The organism is Janthinobacterium sp. GW822-FHT07H11 (genome assembly GCF_058798615.1).
In genome coordinates, this window is record NZ_CM179507.1 from 5,501,746 (window position 1) to 5,518,457 (window position 16,712).

Here is a 16,712-nt window from a genome sequence, read left to right on the forward strand (position 1 = left end):
TGGAGAATGCTGCATGTGGTCCCCCCGCTTCAATCTGACACCCGCCCCCCTCGCCCTGGCCGCCATGCTGGCCGTAGGCACCCTGCCACTGGCGCAGGCGCAAGCCTTGCCCACCGTCAAACTGGCCATCGCCGCCCAGCCGCTGGGCCAGGCCCTGAATGAACTGGCGCGGCAAGCCAATCTGCAACTGCTGTTCGCCCCCGAGCTGGTGGCCGGCAAGACGGCGCCCGCCGTCAGCGCCACCTTGAGCGTGCGCGACGGTCTCGACCGCCTGCTGGCGGGCAGCGGCCTGCAGGCCTCGATCGACGGCAGCGCCGTCATCATCAAGGCCGCGCCCAAGGCCACGGGCGAGACGGCCACGCTGTCGGAAATCACCGTGACGGCCAATGGCGAGCGCACGGCCACCAGCGAAGGCACGGCTTCCTATACAACGCGCGCCGTAACCCTGGCGGGCGCCGAGCGCTCGCTGCGCGAGACGCCGCAATCGGTGTCCGTCGTCACGCGCCAGCAGATGGATGACAAGAACCTGTTCACCTTGGACCAGGTGCTGGAGCAAAGCACGGGCCTGACGCGCATGAACCGCAGCTTCGGCTCGCATGAATTCCTGTCGCGCGGCAATGCCTTGTCTTACCTGATCGACGGCATGCCCGGCATTTCCGACAATGCCACGGGCTGGCTGATCCCCGACATGGCCGTGTATGACCGCGTGGAAATCCTGCGCGGCTCGGCCGGCCTGATCGTCGGCGCCGGCACGCCGGGTGGCGTGGCCAACCTGGTGCGCAAGCGCCCCCGCGCCGAAGCCCATGCCGATGTGACGGCCACCGTGGGCAGCTGGCAGCAGCGCCGCGTGGAGCTCGATGCGGGCGCGCCGCTGAACGCGGCCGGCACCGTGCGCGGCCGCGCGCTGCTCGCCTATGAAGACCGCGATTTCTTTTATGATGCGGCGCACAGCCGCATGCCATTGTTCTACGGCATCGTCGAAGCGGACCTTGACGCCGCCACCACCGTGCGCGCCGGCGCGCGCCGCCAGCACACGGTGACGGACGGCTACTGGCTGTTCGGCCTGCCCCGCTACAGCGACGGCGCCACCCTGCCGATCCGTCGCTCGACCTCGCTGGCGCAGGACTGGAACCGCCACGACGCCACCATCGGCGAACTGTTTGCCGACCTCGAACACCGCTTTGGCGGCGACTGGAAGGCCAAAGTTGCCATCAACCGCACGTATGGGGCCTTCGACCAGCAGGCGGCCATCGTGCGCGGCAGCGTCGACCCCGCCACGCAGCAGGGAGCCCGCCTGTACACGGTCAATTACCGCAAGCAAGACATCGTCACCACGGGCCTGGACGCCAACGTGGGCGGCAGCTTCCAGGCCTGGGGCGGCAGGCATGAGGTGCTGCTGGGCATGAACGCCTCGCGCGCCCTCACCGACGACCACGCGGCCTCGACCTCGCCCGGCCTGCCCTTCGACGTCTTTCATCCGAACAATACGCTGCTGCCCCGCCCGACGCGCCCAGCCTGGGACTCGCTGCCGCACCTGAACGAGCAGCATTACGGCGCCTACGCCAGCACGCGCTGGGAACTCAATCCGCAGCTGCATCTGCTGCTGGGCGGACGCCTGAGCTGGTTCGACAAGCAGACCACGGGCAAGCTGGAGACCGACCCCGTCAGCCGCTACAAGGAAAGCCGCGAATTCACGCCGTACGCGGGCCTGGTGCTCGACCTTGACAAGCGCTGGTCCGTGTACGGCAGCTACGCCAGCATCTTCCAGCCGCAAAGCCTGTACTACACGCTGGACGGACAGCCATTGAAACCCGTCGTCGGCGACACCTATGAGGCGGGCGTGAAGGGCGAGCTGTACGACGGGCGCCTGAACGTGGCGCTGGCCGCCTTCCGCATCAACAAGCGCGACACGGCCGTGTACGACGAGGCCAGCAACGACGATTGCCTGAAGTGGGACGTAACGGGCAGCTGCTACCGCAATGGCCGCCCCATCCGCAGCACGGGCATCGACGCGGACGCCAGCGGCGAAGTGCTGCCGGGCTGGCAGCTGTCATCCGGCTACACCTACAATATCGCGCGCGGCGAAGGCGATGAAACGCCGCCCACCGTCACGCCCAAGCACATGCTGCGCCTGTCGACCAGCTACCGCCTGCCCGGCGCGTGGAACCACTGGACCATCGGCGGCGGCGTCTCGGCGCAAAGCGGCTATGTCTATCGGGCCGACGACAATCCCGACGTGCGCTTCCGCAACGGCGGACGCGCGGTGTGGGATGCGCGCGCTTCGTACGTATTCAACCGCAACTGGAGCGCCAATCTCAGCATCGCCAACCTGACGGACAAGGCCTATTGGGCCGCCACCGGAGAATTGCGCCGCGGCAATTACTTCGGCGAACCGCGCAACATCATCCTCACCGTGCGCTACACGCCGACCTTGTAGGCGTAGACCTGGCGCGCAGCCGCCCCGGCCGCCGCATGCCTGCGGCCGGGGCGGCATCATTGCCGCATCGCACTCTTGCATGTCTCGCAACTCCACACTATAATAAGAATAGTTCTCATTCACATTTGGATTCCGTTCGGAGTCCGCATCCCGCATGTCCCGCCTGCCATCGCTGGCCAGGACGGCATGGCTGATGCGCAGCTGGATGACACGCTGCGCCAGCCAGGCATTCCCGCCAAGCAAGCCTCCCATATCAATAACGAAAAAGGTCGTTTCATGGCGCGAGCACGTTCGCCGGCCGGCGCTGTCGGCGCCACTTCCCGCTACTGATGCACCGCTGCGGCAACCACGTTACTCATAACAAAACAAGGGATACACCATGCACATCACTTCCATCGCGCGCCTCGGCGCCCTCGCCACCGCCCTGCTGGGCGCAGCCCTCGTTGCCGGCACGGCCAGCGCGCACCAGATCTGGCTGCAGCAGGACGGCCAGGCGGCCAGCGTGTACTTCGGCGAATTCGGCGACAACCTGCGCGAAGCGTCGCCCGGGCTGCTCGACAAGTTCAGCATCAAGAACGTGACGTGGGTATCGGCCAAGGGCGCGCAGCCGCTGCAGGCAAGCAAGACGGCCGGCGCGTTCGTCCTGAATGGCAAGGTGAGCGCCGGCGAAAGCATCATCGTCGAGGAAGACAACTACCCGTCGTGGGAAGAGAAAAAGGATGGCAAGAGCACGCGCACCGTGTGGGTGCCCGCCGCGCGCCTGGTCGCCGACGGCAAGGCGCAAGCGCCCGCGCTGACCCTGGACCTGGTGCCGACCGGCACGCCGGGCCAGTTCCAGGTCAGCTACCAGGGCAAGCCGCTGGCGCAAGCCAAGGTCAACGCCGTGGTGCAATCGGGCTGGGGCAAGGAAGCGTGGAGCGATGCGCAAGGCCTGGTCAGCTTCCCACTGCCATGGCAGGGCACCTATGTACTGGAAGTGCAGCACACGGACAAAACGGCCGGCCAGCGCGGCACACAAGCCTATGACAAGGCCATGTTCGTGACCACCCTGAGCCTGCTGCAGCCGCAAGGCGTGACGCCGCTGCCGGCCGGCCCGGCCCTGCCACCGAGCAAGGATCACGACTGACCATGCAAGCGCCAGCCCATACTGAAACCGCTGAAAAAATCGCGCGCCTGCGGCTGTCCGCCGGTGCGCTCTACCGCCTCGGCGTGGCCTCGCGCAGCGTGGCCGCCATCGTCGGCGGCTACGTGCTGGCCGCGCTGGTCACCATGCTGCTGTCCGTGAGCCTGCCCATGGCCCGTTCCGAAGCCGTCATGACGGCCACCCTGCTGTCGTTTGCCGTCTACACCTGCGCCGTGATGTGGGTCTTCGCCACCGGCAGCGCCCTGCGCGCGTGGCTGGGCCTGTTGATTCCCGCCGCCGTCATCGCCGCCATCCTGCAGTCGATGGACGCACTATCCTGGAGTCTCGCATGAAAGAAGGTTTCCGCCAGTCGATGGCATGGCTGCACACCTGGTCCGGCCTGCTCGTCTGCTGGATCTTGCTGCTGGTGTTTTGCGCCGGCACGGCCAGCTACTACCGCAATGAAATCACCTTGTGGATGCAGCCCGAATTGCACGGCGCCGCCGCCAGCGACGTGACGACGGAAGTAGCGGCCACCGTCGCGCAACAGGCGATGGAAGAGCGCGCCACAGGCGCCACGCGCTGGTTCATCAGCCTGCCCGGCGAACGCAATCCCGCCACGCAGCTGGGCTGGAGCAAACCGTCGCAACCGGGCGAAAAGAAACGCGGACGGCGCGGCAATTTTCATAGCGAAAAAGCCGACCCGGCCACGGGCGAGGTGCTGTCCAAGCCGCGCGAGACGCGCGGCGGCGAATTCCTCTACCGCCTGCATTTCGACCTGCACTACATGTCGGCCATCTGGGGCCGCTGGATCGTCGGTTTCTGCGCCATGTTCATGTTCGTCTCCATCATCAGCGGCATCGTCACGCACAAGCGCATCTTCAAGGACCTGTTTACCTTCCGGCCGAAGAAGGGCCAGCGCTCGTGGCTGGACGCGCACAACGTGACGGCCGTGCTGGCCCTGCCCTACCACATCATGATCACCTACACGGGCCTGGTCACCTTGATGTTCCTGTACATGCCGTCCGGCGCCACGGCCGCCTACAAGGGCGACCAGGACGCCTTCTTCGCCGAAGCGTTCCCGGGCCGCTCGGGCGACAGCAAGCCGGCCGGCGTGGCCGCGCCCCTGACGCCGATCGCGCCCCTCGTGCGCCAGGCGGAACAGCACTGGGGCGGCAAGGTCGAGCGCATCTCCGTGAACCATCCGGGCGACGCCAACGCCACCATCACCCTGACGCGCGCCGGCGGACGCGACATGTCGTCGAAGCAGCCATCGATGGAATTCGATGGCGTGTCCGGCAAGCTGCTGGCTACCGATGGCGACGCGCAGCCTGGCGCCGCCGCCACGCAAGGCGTGATGGTCGGACTGCACGTCGCGCATTTCGGCGGACCGCTGCTGCGCGCCCTGTTCTTCCTGTCCGGCCTGGCCGGCTGCGCCATGGTCGCCACGGGCGCCCTGCTGTGGGCCGTCAAGACGCGCCAGAAACAGGCCAAGGCGCTGGCCGCCGGCAAGCGTCCCAGCTTCGGCCTGCGCCTGGTGGAGGCGCTCAACATCGGCGCCATCGCCGGCATCCCGATCGCCTTCGGCGCCTACTTCTGGGCCAACCGTTTGCTGCCGGTGGCCATGGAAGACCGGCCGAAAGAGGAAATCGCCTGCTTCTTCGGCGCCTGGGCCCTGGCCGCCATCATCGCCCAGCTGCGCCCCTCGCGCGCCATGTGGCGCCTGCAGCTGGCCGCCGGCGCCTTCCTGCTGTGCGCCCTGCCCGTGCTGAACGTCTTCACGAGCGATTCGCACCTGGGCGTCACGCTGTTCCTGGGCCGCGGCCCCGTGGCGGTGGCCGCCTTCGACCTGGTGGTGCTGGTGCTGGGCCTGGGCCTGGCGTATGCGGCGTTCAAATTGAAACCGCTGCCGGCGAAAGCGTCCAAGGCTACGCCGGCCGCCAAGCCGTCGCCGGCGCCGGCGACGATGGAGGCCGCGTGATGGAGCTGCTGTCGAACTTCCTCGCGAATTTTCTTGTCTTCGCCTTGTGCTATGCGGGCCTGTCGGCGCTGTGCCTGGCCATGGACCGCCACTACGCCGACCTGCACGGGCGCGGCGCCGAGCCGCCCGCGCCGCTGCGCCGCCGCCTGCGCTGGACGGGGTGGCTGGCGCTGGCGGCCGCCCTGGCCTGGGCCATGCACAGCGCCGGCTATGGCTACGGCCTGGTGGCGTGGGTCGGCTGCCTGACGGGCTGCGGCCTGCTGCTCATCTGGCTGCTGCCGTACGCCCCGCACCACGCCATGCGCCTGGGGCGCGGCGCCGGCGGCGCGGCCATCCTGGCGGTCGTGGCGCTGGTCCTCCTGTGAACTAGGCCGGGGCGCCGCACCTGAGCAGCGCCTCGACGCCATCGGGCGCCATGGCGCGGCCAAGAAAATAGCCGAAGGCCTCGTCGCAGCCCATCTCGGCCAGCAGTTCCAGCTGCTCGCCGCTTTCCACGCCGCTGGCGATGGCACGCAGCCCCAGCGTATGCGCCATCGCCACGATGGCGCGCACCATGGCGCCATCGTGGCCCGGCTTGCCCAGGTCGTCGATAAAGCACTTTTCAATTTTCACGGCATCGGCGGGAAAGCGCTTCAGGTAATTGAGCGAGGCGTCGCCCGTGCCGAAATCGCTGATGGCGATGGCCATGCCCAGCTGGCGGAACTGGTGCAATATCAATTCGCAATTCTGGCTGCGGTCGATCAAAATGGCCGCCGCGATCTCGAGTTCGATGCAGTGGCCAGGCACGCCCGCCGCCTGCAGCGCGGCGGCCACGTTGCGCGCGATGTCGCGCTGGTAGAACTGGCGCGCCGACAGGCTCACGGACACCGTCAGCGGCTGCCCCTGCGCCATCCATCGCCTGGCCTGCTCCACGGCCGTGGCCAGCACCCAGGCGCCCACTGGCAGGATCAGCGCGCTTTCCTCCAGCACGTGCAGGAAATCGAGCGGCATCATCAGGCCCAGTTCCGGATGCTTCCAGCGCAGCAGCGCCTTCACGCCCGTGATGCGGCGCGTCTTCAAGTCCATGCGCGGCTGGTAGTACAGCACGAACTCGTTGCGTTCGAGCGCATGGCGCAACGCCGTCTCCAGGATGGTGCGCGAGTACGATTGCGTCTGCATGCGCGAGGCATAGCGCAAACAGGTGCCGGGCGCATGGCGCTTGGCCGCATACATGGCCAGGTCGGCCTTCTCGATCAGCGCATTGACGTCGTCGTCGTCGTCCGGATACAGGGCCACGCCCACGCTGGCCGCCACCGACAGGCTGTATTCGCCGATGACGAAGGGCGCGGCGATGGCGCCGACGATCTTTTCGGCGACCCGCTCGGCATCCTGCGCCACATGCAGTTCGGTCAGCAGGATGATGAATTCGTCGCCGCCCTGGCGCGCCACGGTGTCGACCTTGCGCACGCATTGCTGCACGCGCCGCGCAAACTCCGCCAGCACCTGGTCGCCCACGTCGTGCCCCAGGCTGTCGTTGATGGACTTGAAGCGGTCGATGTCGACGAACAGCACCGCCAGCAAACCCTGGTGCCGGCGCGCATAGGCGATGCCGTGCTCGAAGCGGATCTGGAAATGCAGCCGGTTCGGCAGCCCCGTCAAGCCGTCGTGGTGGGCGATGAATTCCAGCTGCTGCTCGGCGCGCCGGCGCGCCGACACGTCATGCAGCAGCAGCACGGCACCGCCCTGCCCCAGCGGCGCGCAGCTGTACTGCACGTCGATGCGCTTGCCGTCGAGCTGGCGCAGCAGCACCGTGCCGCGCGCCACTTCCAGCACTTCCTGCTGCGCCACGCAATCGCGTACCTGGCGCGCCGCATCGATGGGCGCGCCATCGTGGAACAAGGGCAGCAACTGCGTCACGGGCACGCCCAGGCCTTCATCCGGCAACAGGCCGCCCAACGCGGCGGCACGGGGATTGAGGTAATGCACGATGCCCTCGTGGTCCGTGCCGATCACGGCCGCCGGCAGCGCATGCAGCAATGCCAGGCTGCGCACCTGCGCCGCGCGCAGTACTTCGCCAGCCGCATGCCGCATGCGCCACGCGCGCGCCGCCTGCCACTGGCAAGCCAGCAGCACGCTGAGCAGCAAGGCCAGGCACAGGCATAGCGCCAGCAGCAGCGCCGTCATGCTTCACCAGGCAGGCAGGACGAGAAAGGCATGGTTTTCCTTTGCAACGCGCGCCATGCGGCCGGGCGCAGATACATACGGAAAGGAAATAGTATAAGAATTGCGGCCGACTTGTTGCCTGATCGGATGCCGCTTGACTGGTGTCAAGCCCGACCCGGACGGGCACGCTGTTGCAAACGCCCCACAGCCAATCTCGCCAATTATTGCGCCGTCTGCTGCACCGCACTAAAATGAGAATGCTTCTCATTCATAAACCAACTCCATCCACCTGAACTTCCTGCCCCAGGCCAGGACAGCAGCGGCATGGCCAGGCAAGCCAGGCGCAGCACTCCCCAGCGACGCAGCATTTTCGATACAGGCAACGGCCTGCATCGCCAACCATCGCGACACCGGGAATAGTCATGACAATACACAGCGCACGGCGTAGGGCCGCCACATTGGCCCCCACCCTCATGGCCGCGGCCAGCCTCGCCACCTTCGGCGCGCCAGCCCGGGGGCAGGAACAGCACCTGCCAGAGGTGCGCGTCAGCGCGCAAGCCGCATCCGGCGCCACCACCGAAGGCAGCGCCTCCTATACGAGCGGCAGCATGCATGCGGCCACGCGCCTGGACCTGTCCGTGCGCGAGACGCCGCAATCGGTCAGCGTCGTCACGCGCCAGCAGATGGATGACCTGAACCTGCGCTCCGTGGAAGACATCGCCGCCATCACGCCGGGCCTGAGCCTGAACAAGGGCGCCACCGAGCGCGCCAGCTTCTATTCGCGCGGTTTCTCGATCAGCAATTTCACGGAGGACGGGCTGACCATGTCGGCCGATGGCGACACGCTGGGCTTTGCCACCCTGGCCATGTATGACCGCGTCGAGATACTGCGCGGCGCGGCCGGCATGCTCAATGGCGTGGGCAACCCCTCCGGCACCATGAATTTCGTGCGCAAACGCCCCACGGCCGAAAGAGAAGTCACCCTCACGGGCAGCATCGGGCGCTACAACGATTACCGCGGCGAAGTCGATGCGCGCGGCGCGCTGAACCAGGCGGGCACGCTGCGCGGGCGCGCCGTGGCAGCCTACCAGGACTCGGACAGCTTCATTTCCAACTATGGCCACCAGCGCGCCCTGCTCTACGCCACCGCCGATGCCGACCTGTCGCGCGACACCACCCTGAGCGCGGGCTTCCACGTCAACGACGAGCGCAATCCCGGCTCCACCTGGTACGGCTTGCCGACGGCGCTCGACGGCAGCTTCCTGCCGCTCCAGCGCTCCGCCAGCAATGCGCCCGACTGGACCTTCTGGAACAAGAAAAACACGCGCCTGTTCGCCGAGGTCGAACACCGCCTGGCCAGCGGGTGGAAGGTCAAGCTGGCGGCGCAGGCGCTGGACGATGAACTCGATTCCATCGTCACGGGTATCGCGCGCGTGCCGAAAACGAACCTGTTCCGCCTGAGCGCGGCCAACGCCTTCGTCTACGACCGCCAGCAGCGCATTCTGGACGCCCAGGCATCCGGCCCCTTCAGCCTGCTGGGGCGCCGCCATGAAATCGTCTTCGGCGCCAGCTACCGCACGCGCGACAGCGAGGACAAGGGCTACAAGTCGGTGCCCGACTACAGCTACACCTTCAACCCTGTGAAATGGGATACGCGCGCGCCGGTGAAACCCGACATCAATACCTTCTACTATGGGCAAGATACCAGGACCACGCAAAAAAGCGCCTACGCGACGGCCCGCTTCAGCCTGGCCGATCCGCTGGCACTGCTGGCAGGCGGTCGGATCGACTGGTACGACTACCGCGCCGTCAACACATTCACGGGCGCGCGCTCCGGCTACGCGGTCAGTCAGGAAGTGACGCCCTACGTGGGCCTGGTGTACGACATCGATGCGCAGCACTCGCTGTACGGCAGCTGGACCAGCATCTTCAATCCGCAAAGCGCGGTAGACCGGAACGGCGCCCTGCTCGATCCCGTCACCGGCATCAATCTGGAAGCGGGCGTGAAGGGCGAGTACTTCGGCGGCGCGCTGAACGCGTCGGCAGCCGTGTTCCGCATCGTGCAAAAGAACCTGGCGACCTCGCTGCCGCTGACGCAATGCGCAGCGGGACTGCTATCCTGTTCGGAGGCGGCCGGCGAAGTACGCAGCGAAGGCATCGAGCTGAGTCTCGCCGGCGCGCTGACGCCGCGCTGGCAGATGAGCGCGGGCCTGACCTACAACACGGCCGAATACGCCAAGGCCCAGGGCAGCAACGCCGCCGGCGCGCGCTATGCGGCCGAGCGCCCGAGCCGGCTGCTGCGCCTGTCCACCAGCTATCGCCTGTCCGCTGCGTGGCGCATCGGCGGCGCGCTGCGCGCACAGAACCGGATCTACAAGACCAACAGCGCGATCCGCCAGGGCGGCTACGCCGTGGCCGACCTGAACGCGGGCTGGCAGGTGAACCGGCGGCTCGACGTGCGCCTGAACGTGACGAACCTGTTCGACCGCAGCTACTACCAGGCCATCAGCGGCATCGACAGCGGCAACGCGTTTGGCGAGCCGCGCAGCGCGGCGCTGACGGCAAAGTACGCGTTCTAGGCGAGCGCCGCCACCTGCGCCAGGCGCACGCCTGGCGCCGCCGTCGCCGCCGTTCCATGCAGCTTGAAGATGCTGACGGCATCGGCCAGGCTGGCCGCCTGCTGCTGCAGGGCGTCCGCCGCGGCTGCGGCCTGCTCCACCAGGGCTGCGTTCTGCTGCGTCACGCCGTCCATCTGACTGATGGCAATGCTGATCTGCTCGATGCCATCGCGCTGCTCCACGCTGGCCACGGCGATCTCGCCGATGATGGCATTGACCCTCTGCACGCTGCTCACCACGTCATCCATCGTGCGCCCCGCCTGGCCGGCCAGCACGCTGCCCTCTTCCACCGTGCGCACGGATTCGCCGATCAGCTGCTTGATTTCCATGGCCGCCGCGGCCGAGCGGTGCGCCAGGCTGCGTACTTCCGTCGCCACGACGGCAAAACCGCGCCCCTGCTCGCCCGCGCGCGCCGCTTCCACGGCCGCGTTCAGCGCCAGGATGTTGGTCTGGAAGGCGATGCCGTCGATGACGGCGATGATGTCGACGATGCGCCTGGACGAGGCATTGATATGGCTCATGGTCTGCACCACCTGCGCCACGGCTGCGCCGCCCCGCTGCGCCACGTCGGATGCGCCGCCGGCCAGCTGGCGCGCCTGGTCGGCATTGTCGTTATTCTGCCGCACGGTGGAAGTCAGCTCGATCATCGAGGCGGCCGTTTCTTCGAGCGAACTGGCCTGCTCCTCCGTACGCGAGGACAGGTCCATATTGCCGCTGGCGATTTCGCTCGACGCCGTGGCGATGGCGTCCGTGCCGGCGCGCACCCGGCCGACGATGGCCGCCAGGTTGCCGCTCATGGCTTTCAAGGCCCGCAGCAGGTCGCCGATTTCGTCGCGGCTGCCGTCGGCCACCACGGCACGCAGGTCGCCGGCCGCCACTTGCTGGGCGATGCCCACGGCCGCGCCCAGCGGCACCGTGATGCTGCGGATCAGCCACCACACGGTGACGCTGCCCACGACCAGGGTCACCAGCACCGTGGCCAGCATGGCCAGGGTGGCGCTGCGGTGCGCGGCGACATCCTGCTCCTTCAGCTGCGCCATCAGGCTGTGCGAGTGCTTGCCGATGCTGGCCACGATGGCGTCGATCTGGCGTGTCGGCTCGCGGTCCATGCCCTTGACCAGCCCATCGACCGTGTGGGCGCTGTCGGCGCGCGCAACGTCATACTTCTGCAGCGCCGCCAGGTAGCTCACGCCCAGCGCGTCGTGCGCCTGCAGCGCCTGCTCCACGGGCGCCGTGTCGAGTTTCAGCGCAGCCATCATCGCCTGCAGGCTTTTCAATTCCTTGCGCGTCTGCGCGCCGCTGGCGACGAACGCTTCGCGGTAGCGCTGGAAGGCGGCCGCATCGCCGCCGCGCAGCAGGATGTTTTTCCATTCCTGCACCTGGATCTTGAACTCCACCTGCGCGCTGCGCGCCATGTCGACCGCTTCCGTCAGCGCGACGGAGCGCTGCATGGCATCGGCACCGCGCGCACTGGCCGCATCGAGCGCGCTCCAGCCGCGCGCGCCGACGAATACCAGGGCGAGGAAAAAGAAAGCGCCCAGCAGACCCAGGCGGATGGAGATCTTCAGATTGGCGAGTGGCATGTATTTCTCCCGGCGGCAAGAACAGGATGGCAACAAAGGTGCCGCAAAAACTATCCAATTCTCACCGAATGGAGAAATCATGCAGCGCGCCCCGCGAAAAACCAAGCGGTGCTTTCGCTAGAGAAACGCTTTCAGCATAGAAACAACAAATTACACGGGAAGATTGACTGCCTGGCCATATTGCCGCGCGCGCAGCATGGTCGGGCCGGCAAGCTTGCCTGCAGCGTCAGCGCGCCGCCGCGGCCGCGCCCGCGAATTCCTCGCGCAACAGCGGATACAGGCGCCGGTAGCGGGCCAGCCTGTCGTCCAGCATGCCGGACGCCTGCGGCGCCACCGTCTCCTGCACGGCCGGACGCGTGCAGACGGCGCTGGCGGGCAAGCCCGTGACGGCCATCCGCGCCAGGCGCGCCGCGCCCATGGTGCCACCGGCCACGCCATGGTCGTGGCGCAGCACGTGCAGGCCGGATGCGTTCGCGCACAGCTGTGCCCAGAAGCGGCTGCGCGAGCCGCCACCGACGAACGACGCTTCTTCCAGCTGCGTGCCGGCGCTGCGCAGGGCCGCATTGCCGTCGGCCATGGCAAAGGCCACGCCTTCCATCACGCTGTAGGCCAGTTCCGCGCGTCCGTGCTCGGTGGACAAGCCAAAAAACACGCCGCGCGCCGTGGCGTCGTTGTGCGGCGTGCGCTCGCCGCTCAGGTACGGCAGGAACAGCGGCGCCTTGCGCGCCTCGACGCCTTCGGCCAGCGCCGCCAGGGCGCCGATGTCGCTCGATTGCGTCAGCTGCGCCACCCAGCTCAGGCTGGACGCGGCGCTGAGGATCACGCTCATCTGGTGCCAGCGCTCGGGCAGGCAGTGGCAGAACGCGTGCACGCCCTGGCCCGGGTTCGGCGCATAGCCGTCGCTGCCCGCGAACAGCACGCCGGACGTGCCGAGCGACAGCAGGCCGGCGCCCGGCTCCACCACGCCCAGGCCCACGGCCGCCGCCGCGTTGTCGCCCGCGCCGCCAGCCAGCACCACCGCGTGCGCGATGCCCCATTCCTGGCACAGGGCCGGACGCACCTGCGCGGCAGCATGGCTGCCTTCGACCAGGCGCGGCATGTGCTCGCGCCCCAGGCCTGTCGCCGCCAGCATGCGCTCGGACCAGTCGCGTTTGGCCACGTCCAGCCACAGGGTGCCCGAGGCGTCGGACATGTCGGAAACGCAGTCGCCCGTCAGGCGCAGCGCCACGTAATCCTTGGGCAGAAGAACCTTGCTGATCGCGCGAAACAGCGACGGTTCGTATTTTTGCAGCCACAGCAGCTTGGGTGCCGTGAAGCCGGGCATGGCCTGGTTGCCCGTGATGGCGCGCGACTCGGGCACCAGCGCCTCGAGTTCCACGCATTCGGCAAAGGCGCGCGTGTCGTTCCACAGGATGGCCGCGCGCAGCACGTGTTGCTGCTTGTCGAGCAGGGTGGCGCCATGCATCTGCCCTGACAGGGCAATGCCGCGCAAGCCGGAAAACGCCACCGGCTGGGCGCTGCGAATGGCCGCGATCACGTCCAGCGTGGCATGCCACCAGTCTTCGGGATTCTGCTCCGACCAGCCGGGATGGGGACTCGATACGCGCAGGGCCACGCCGCTGCTGGCGAGGATGGTTTGCGCGTCGTCCGTCAGGATGGCCTTGACTTCGGAGGTGCCGATATCGATACCGAGATATGTCACGATGGTTCCATGTAAGAAAAGTGGTTGAAGCCGGCCGTCAGGGAAACGACTCGGGCATGTTCATGTGCAGGCAGGAGCGGAACTTCGACGGCGACATCTGCTTGTGCGCCAGGAACTGGCGGTTGAAATTGGAGAGATTGTTGAAACCCGTGCGGTAGCAGATGTCGGTCACCTTCATGTCCGTGTTCATCAGCAGCTCGCAGGCCAGCGCGATGCGCTCCTGGTTCACGTATTGAATGAACGAGGTGCCCGTATGCTTGCGGAAGAAGCGCGTGAACTTGAGCGTATTCATCTCCGCCACGTCGGCCACGTCCTGCTCGCAGAAATCAAGCGTGATGTTCTGCTTGATGTAGGCCAGCACCAGGTTGATGGTCGACGACATGTAGCGGCCCGCCTGCGCCAGGTAAGTCACGCTGGCCAGCGCGCGCCGCTCGCGGCAGTCGCACAGTTCACCGAACAGGCGCGCGAACAGTTCCACCCGGCGCGGCCCCTGCGCCGTCGTCAGTTCGGCCATCAGCGGCGCCAGGCGCAGTCCCAGGGTATCGGGAAACTGCAAGCCCCGGCCCGCCTCGCCGAGCAGGGTTTTCAGGGGCGCCATTTCCGGAAACAGCAGTGCGCAGCGGTCGATGAATTCGCTGGAGAACTGCAGCACCAGGTCGCGCGCGGGCAAGGTCACGCCTTCGGCCAGCTCGCTGACCCAGTTGTGCGGCAGATTGGGGCCGGTCAGCACCAGGTTGCCCGGCGCGTAGCTGCCGATATGGTCGCCGACAAAGAACTTCCCCGTCGACGTGGTGATGATGTGCAGTTCGTACTCGGGATGGAAATGCCATTTCGCCACCGCGTGCGGATAGCCGTGCGCCCACGCGCGAAACGATTCGTGGATCGGTTTGTGGATCAGTTCCAGGTCAGGCGTCACGGCAGTTCCCTTGCGCGGTCTCGGTGGCGCTTATTCTAACCACTTACCGCCAGGGCCAGCTCGGTCCCGGCGTCGAACAGGTGGATGTGTTCTTCGTCGAAGGCCAGGGCCAGCATCTGCCCCACCTGTGCCGCGCTGTTGGCCGCATTCGCCGGCAGCAGGGCCGACAGGCTCAGGGCGCCGCACTGGAAGCTGATCAGCGCCTCCGCGCCCAGCAGTTCCACCAGGTCGATCACGCACGCCAGGCCGTGGGTGCCCGCCCGCGGCTCGCGCTGTTCCTGCTGCGTGGCCGCGCGCAAGTGGTTAGGGCGCAGGCCGAACACGACCCGCGTGCCCGACTTGAGCGCCGCGAAACGGGGCGAGGTCAATGTCCAGCGATAGCCGGAGCAGATGAGCAGGGTGCGCGCGCCATCCTTCTCGATCACTCCATCGATGAAATTCATGGCCGGCGTGCCGATGAAACCGGCCGCGAACAGGGTGCGCGGATGGTTGTACAGCTGCGCCGGCGTGCCGATCTGCTCGATGTGCCCGCCCTTCATCAGCACCACGCGGTCGGCCAGGGTCATGGCTTCCAACTGGTCGTGCGTGACGTACAGGGTGGTGGTGCGCAGGCGGCGGTGCAAGCGCTTGATGTCGGCGCGCAGCTGCGCGCGCAGCTTGGCGTCCAGGTTCGACAGCGGTTCGTCGAACAGGAATACCTGCGGCGTCTTGATCATGGCGCGCGCGATGGCCGTGCGCTGCTGCTGGCCGCCCGACATGGCGCGCGGCTTGCGCTCCAACAGGCTGTCCAGGCTGAGGATGGCCGCCACCTCGCGCACGCGGCGCTCGATCTCGTCGGCAGGCACCTTCAGGCGGCGCAAGCCGAAAGCGATATTGTCGTACACCGTCATGTGCGGGTACAGCGCGTAGTTCTGGAACACCATCGCCACATTGCGCGCGCGCGGCGGCAGGTCGTTGACGACGGCGCCGCCGATCAGCAGCTCGCCGCCGCTGATGTCTTCCAGTCCCGCGATCATGCGCAGCAAGGTGGACTTGCCGCAGCCCGATGGCCCCAGCAGGACGATGAATTCGCCGTCGGCGATCTCCAGGTCGAACGGCTGCAGCACGGCCGTCTTCTGGTCATAGGTCTTGTGCAGCTGCCTGCAGGCGATGTTTGCCATGATTAGTCTCCTGCCAATTCGATCTGGATCTTGACGTCGCGCGGGTGGCCCTGGGCCGCTTCCTCGAACGCCTGCACGCCATCGGCAAAGCCGAAAGTGCGCGAAATGAAGGGCTTGACGTCGATCTTGCCCGAGCCCAGCAAGGCGATGGCACGCGGGAAGATGTTCGCATAGCGGAAGACCGACTCGATGCGCACCTCCTTCGCCTGGATGGCGACAATATCGAAAGGGACGGGCCCGGGCGGCATGCCGACCAGCACCAGGCAACCATTCGGGCACAGCAAGTCGATGATGTTGTCGTAGGCGCGCATGCTGCCGCTGGCCTCGAAGACGATATCGGCACCCCAGCCATCCGTCAGCTCGCGCACCGTGTCGGCCAGGCTGGCCTGGCGCACGTCGACCGTGGTGACGGCCGGATTGCCGGCGAACAGGGCCAGCTTTTCCGGCACCAGGTCGGCCAGGATCACGCGCGAGCAGCCGCCGGCCAGCGCGGCCAGCGCATTCATCGCGCCGATGGTACCGGCGCCGATCACCACGGCCACGTCGCCCGGCTTGATGGCGGCCTTCTTTGCCGCCTGCAGGCCGATGGCCAGCGGCTCGACGATGGCGCCCTCGCCGAAGCTGACGTTGTCGGGCAGCTTGAAGGTAAACGCGGCCGGGTGCACCACGTACGGCGTGAGGCAGCCATGGATGGGCGGCGTGGCCCAAAAGCGTACGGCAGGGTCCAGGTTGTACAGGCCGCGCATGGTGGCCGGCGAATCGAACTGCGGCACGCCCGGCTCCATGCAGACGCGGTCGCCCACCTGCAGGTGCGTCACTTCCGCCCCCACTTGCGCCACCACGCCGGAGGCTTCGTGGCCCAGCACCATCGGTGCCTCGACAGCGAAGGGGCCGATCTTGCCATGCTTGAAGTAATGCACGTCGCTGCCGCAGATGCCGACAGTATGAATCTTGATCTTCACGTCGCGCGGGCCGACGACGAGCGGCATGTCGATGTCGCGCAAGGTGATTTTTTCCGCCTGTTCCAAAACGAGTGCTTGCATGATGATG

At 67.1% G+C, this 16,712-nt stretch carries 13 protein-coding genes; 7 read left to right on the plus strand and 6 right to left on the minus strand.

Annotated features, from left to right (window positions below):
• Positions 1-13: 13 nt before the first annotated feature.
• The 6 genes from AC3RCJ_RS24300 (at position 14) to AC3RCJ_RS24325 (ending at position 5,906) form a co-directional block, all read left to right on the plus strand.
• Complete coding sequence (locus tag AC3RCJ_RS24300) at positions 14-2,437, plus strand: TonB-dependent siderophore receptor (RefSeq protein ID WP_492963517.1); 2,424 nt, start codon at positions 14-16, stop codon at positions 2,435-2,437.
• A gap of 186 nt (positions 2,438-2,623) precedes the next feature.
• Positions 2,624-2,767: a hypothetical protein gene (locus AC3RCJ_RS24305; protein ID WP_492963515.1), complete on the plus strand. Its 144-nt coding sequence runs from the start codon at positions 2,624-2,626 to the stop codon at positions 2,765-2,767.
• Between the two features lie 49 nt (positions 2,768-2,816).
• Positions 2,817-3,563: a DUF4198 domain-containing protein gene (locus AC3RCJ_RS24310; protein WP_492963513.1), complete on the plus strand. Its 747-nt coding sequence runs from the start codon at positions 2,817-2,819 to the stop codon at positions 3,561-3,563.
• 2 nt (positions 3,564-3,565) lie between these two features.
• Positions 3,566-3,913, plus strand: coding sequence for a DUF3649 domain-containing protein (locus AC3RCJ_RS24315; protein ID WP_492963511.1), 348 nt, complete (start codon positions 3,566-3,568; stop codon positions 3,911-3,913).
• The gene (locus AC3RCJ_RS24320; protein WP_492963509.1) at positions 3,910-5,541 is read left to right on the plus strand and encodes a PepSY-associated TM helix domain-containing protein; all 1,632 of its coding nucleotides are present in this window, start codon (positions 3,910-3,912) and stop codon (positions 5,539-5,541) included. The genes AC3RCJ_RS24315 and AC3RCJ_RS24320 overlap by 4 nt, the downstream gene beginning before the upstream one ends.
• The gene (locus tag AC3RCJ_RS24325; RefSeq protein WP_492963569.1) at positions 5,541-5,906 is read left to right on the plus strand and encodes a DUF3325 domain-containing protein; all 366 of its coding nucleotides are present in this window, start codon (positions 5,541-5,543) and stop codon (positions 5,904-5,906) included. Before AC3RCJ_RS24320 ends, AC3RCJ_RS24325 begins: the two co-directional genes overlap by 1 nt.
• Position 5,907: 1 nt before the next feature.
• On the opposite strand, the gene AC3RCJ_RS24330 is transcribed toward AC3RCJ_RS24325, so the two are convergent.
• Positions 5,908-7,704, minus strand: coding sequence for a putative bifunctional diguanylate cyclase/phosphodiesterase (locus tag AC3RCJ_RS24330; RefSeq protein WP_492963507.1), 1,797 nt, complete (start codon positions 7,702-7,704; stop codon positions 5,908-5,910).
• A gap of 401 nt (positions 7,705-8,105) precedes the next feature.
• On the opposite strand from AC3RCJ_RS24330, the gene AC3RCJ_RS24335 reads away from it, so the two are divergent.
• On the plus strand, positions 8,106-10,262 hold the full coding sequence (locus AC3RCJ_RS24335) for a TonB-dependent siderophore receptor (RefSeq protein WP_492965246.1): 2,157 nt from the start codon (positions 8,106-8,108) through the stop codon (positions 10,260-10,262).
• On the opposite strand, the gene AC3RCJ_RS24340 is transcribed toward AC3RCJ_RS24335, so the two are convergent.
• The 5 genes from AC3RCJ_RS24340 to AC3RCJ_RS24360 all read right to left on the minus strand — a co-directional run bounded on the left by AC3RCJ_RS24340 (position 10,259) and on the right by AC3RCJ_RS24360 (position 16,705).
• The gene (locus tag AC3RCJ_RS24340) at positions 10,259-11,884 is read right to left on the minus strand and encodes a methyl-accepting chemotaxis protein (protein ID WP_492963503.1); all 1,626 of its coding nucleotides are present in this window, start codon (positions 11,882-11,884) and stop codon (positions 10,259-10,261) included. The two genes, AC3RCJ_RS24335 and AC3RCJ_RS24340, sit on opposite strands and share 4 nt — an antisense overlap.
• A gap of 226 nt (positions 11,885-12,110) precedes the next feature.
• Positions 12,111-13,586: a xylulokinase gene (gene xylB, locus AC3RCJ_RS24345; RefSeq protein ID WP_492963501.1), complete on the minus strand. Its 1,476-nt coding sequence runs from the start codon at positions 13,584-13,586 to the stop codon at positions 12,111-12,113.
• Between the two features lie 37 nt (positions 13,587-13,623).
• Complete coding sequence (locus AC3RCJ_RS24350) at positions 13,624-14,502, minus strand: AraC family transcriptional regulator (protein ID WP_492963499.1); 879 nt, start codon at positions 14,500-14,502, stop codon at positions 13,624-13,626.
• A 35-nt stretch (positions 14,503-14,537) separates the two neighbouring features.
• Entirely contained in the window at positions 14,538-15,662 is a 1,125-nt protein-coding gene (locus tag AC3RCJ_RS24355) for an ABC transporter ATP-binding protein (RefSeq protein ID WP_492963497.1), read from the minus strand.
• A 2-nt stretch (positions 15,663-15,664) separates the two neighbouring features.
• Positions 15,665-16,705, minus strand: a complete 1,041-nt coding sequence (locus tag AC3RCJ_RS24360) for an NAD(P)-dependent alcohol dehydrogenase (protein ID WP_492963495.1) — start codon at positions 16,703-16,705, stop codon at positions 15,665-15,667.
• Between the last annotated feature and the right edge of the window lie 7 nt (positions 16,706-16,712).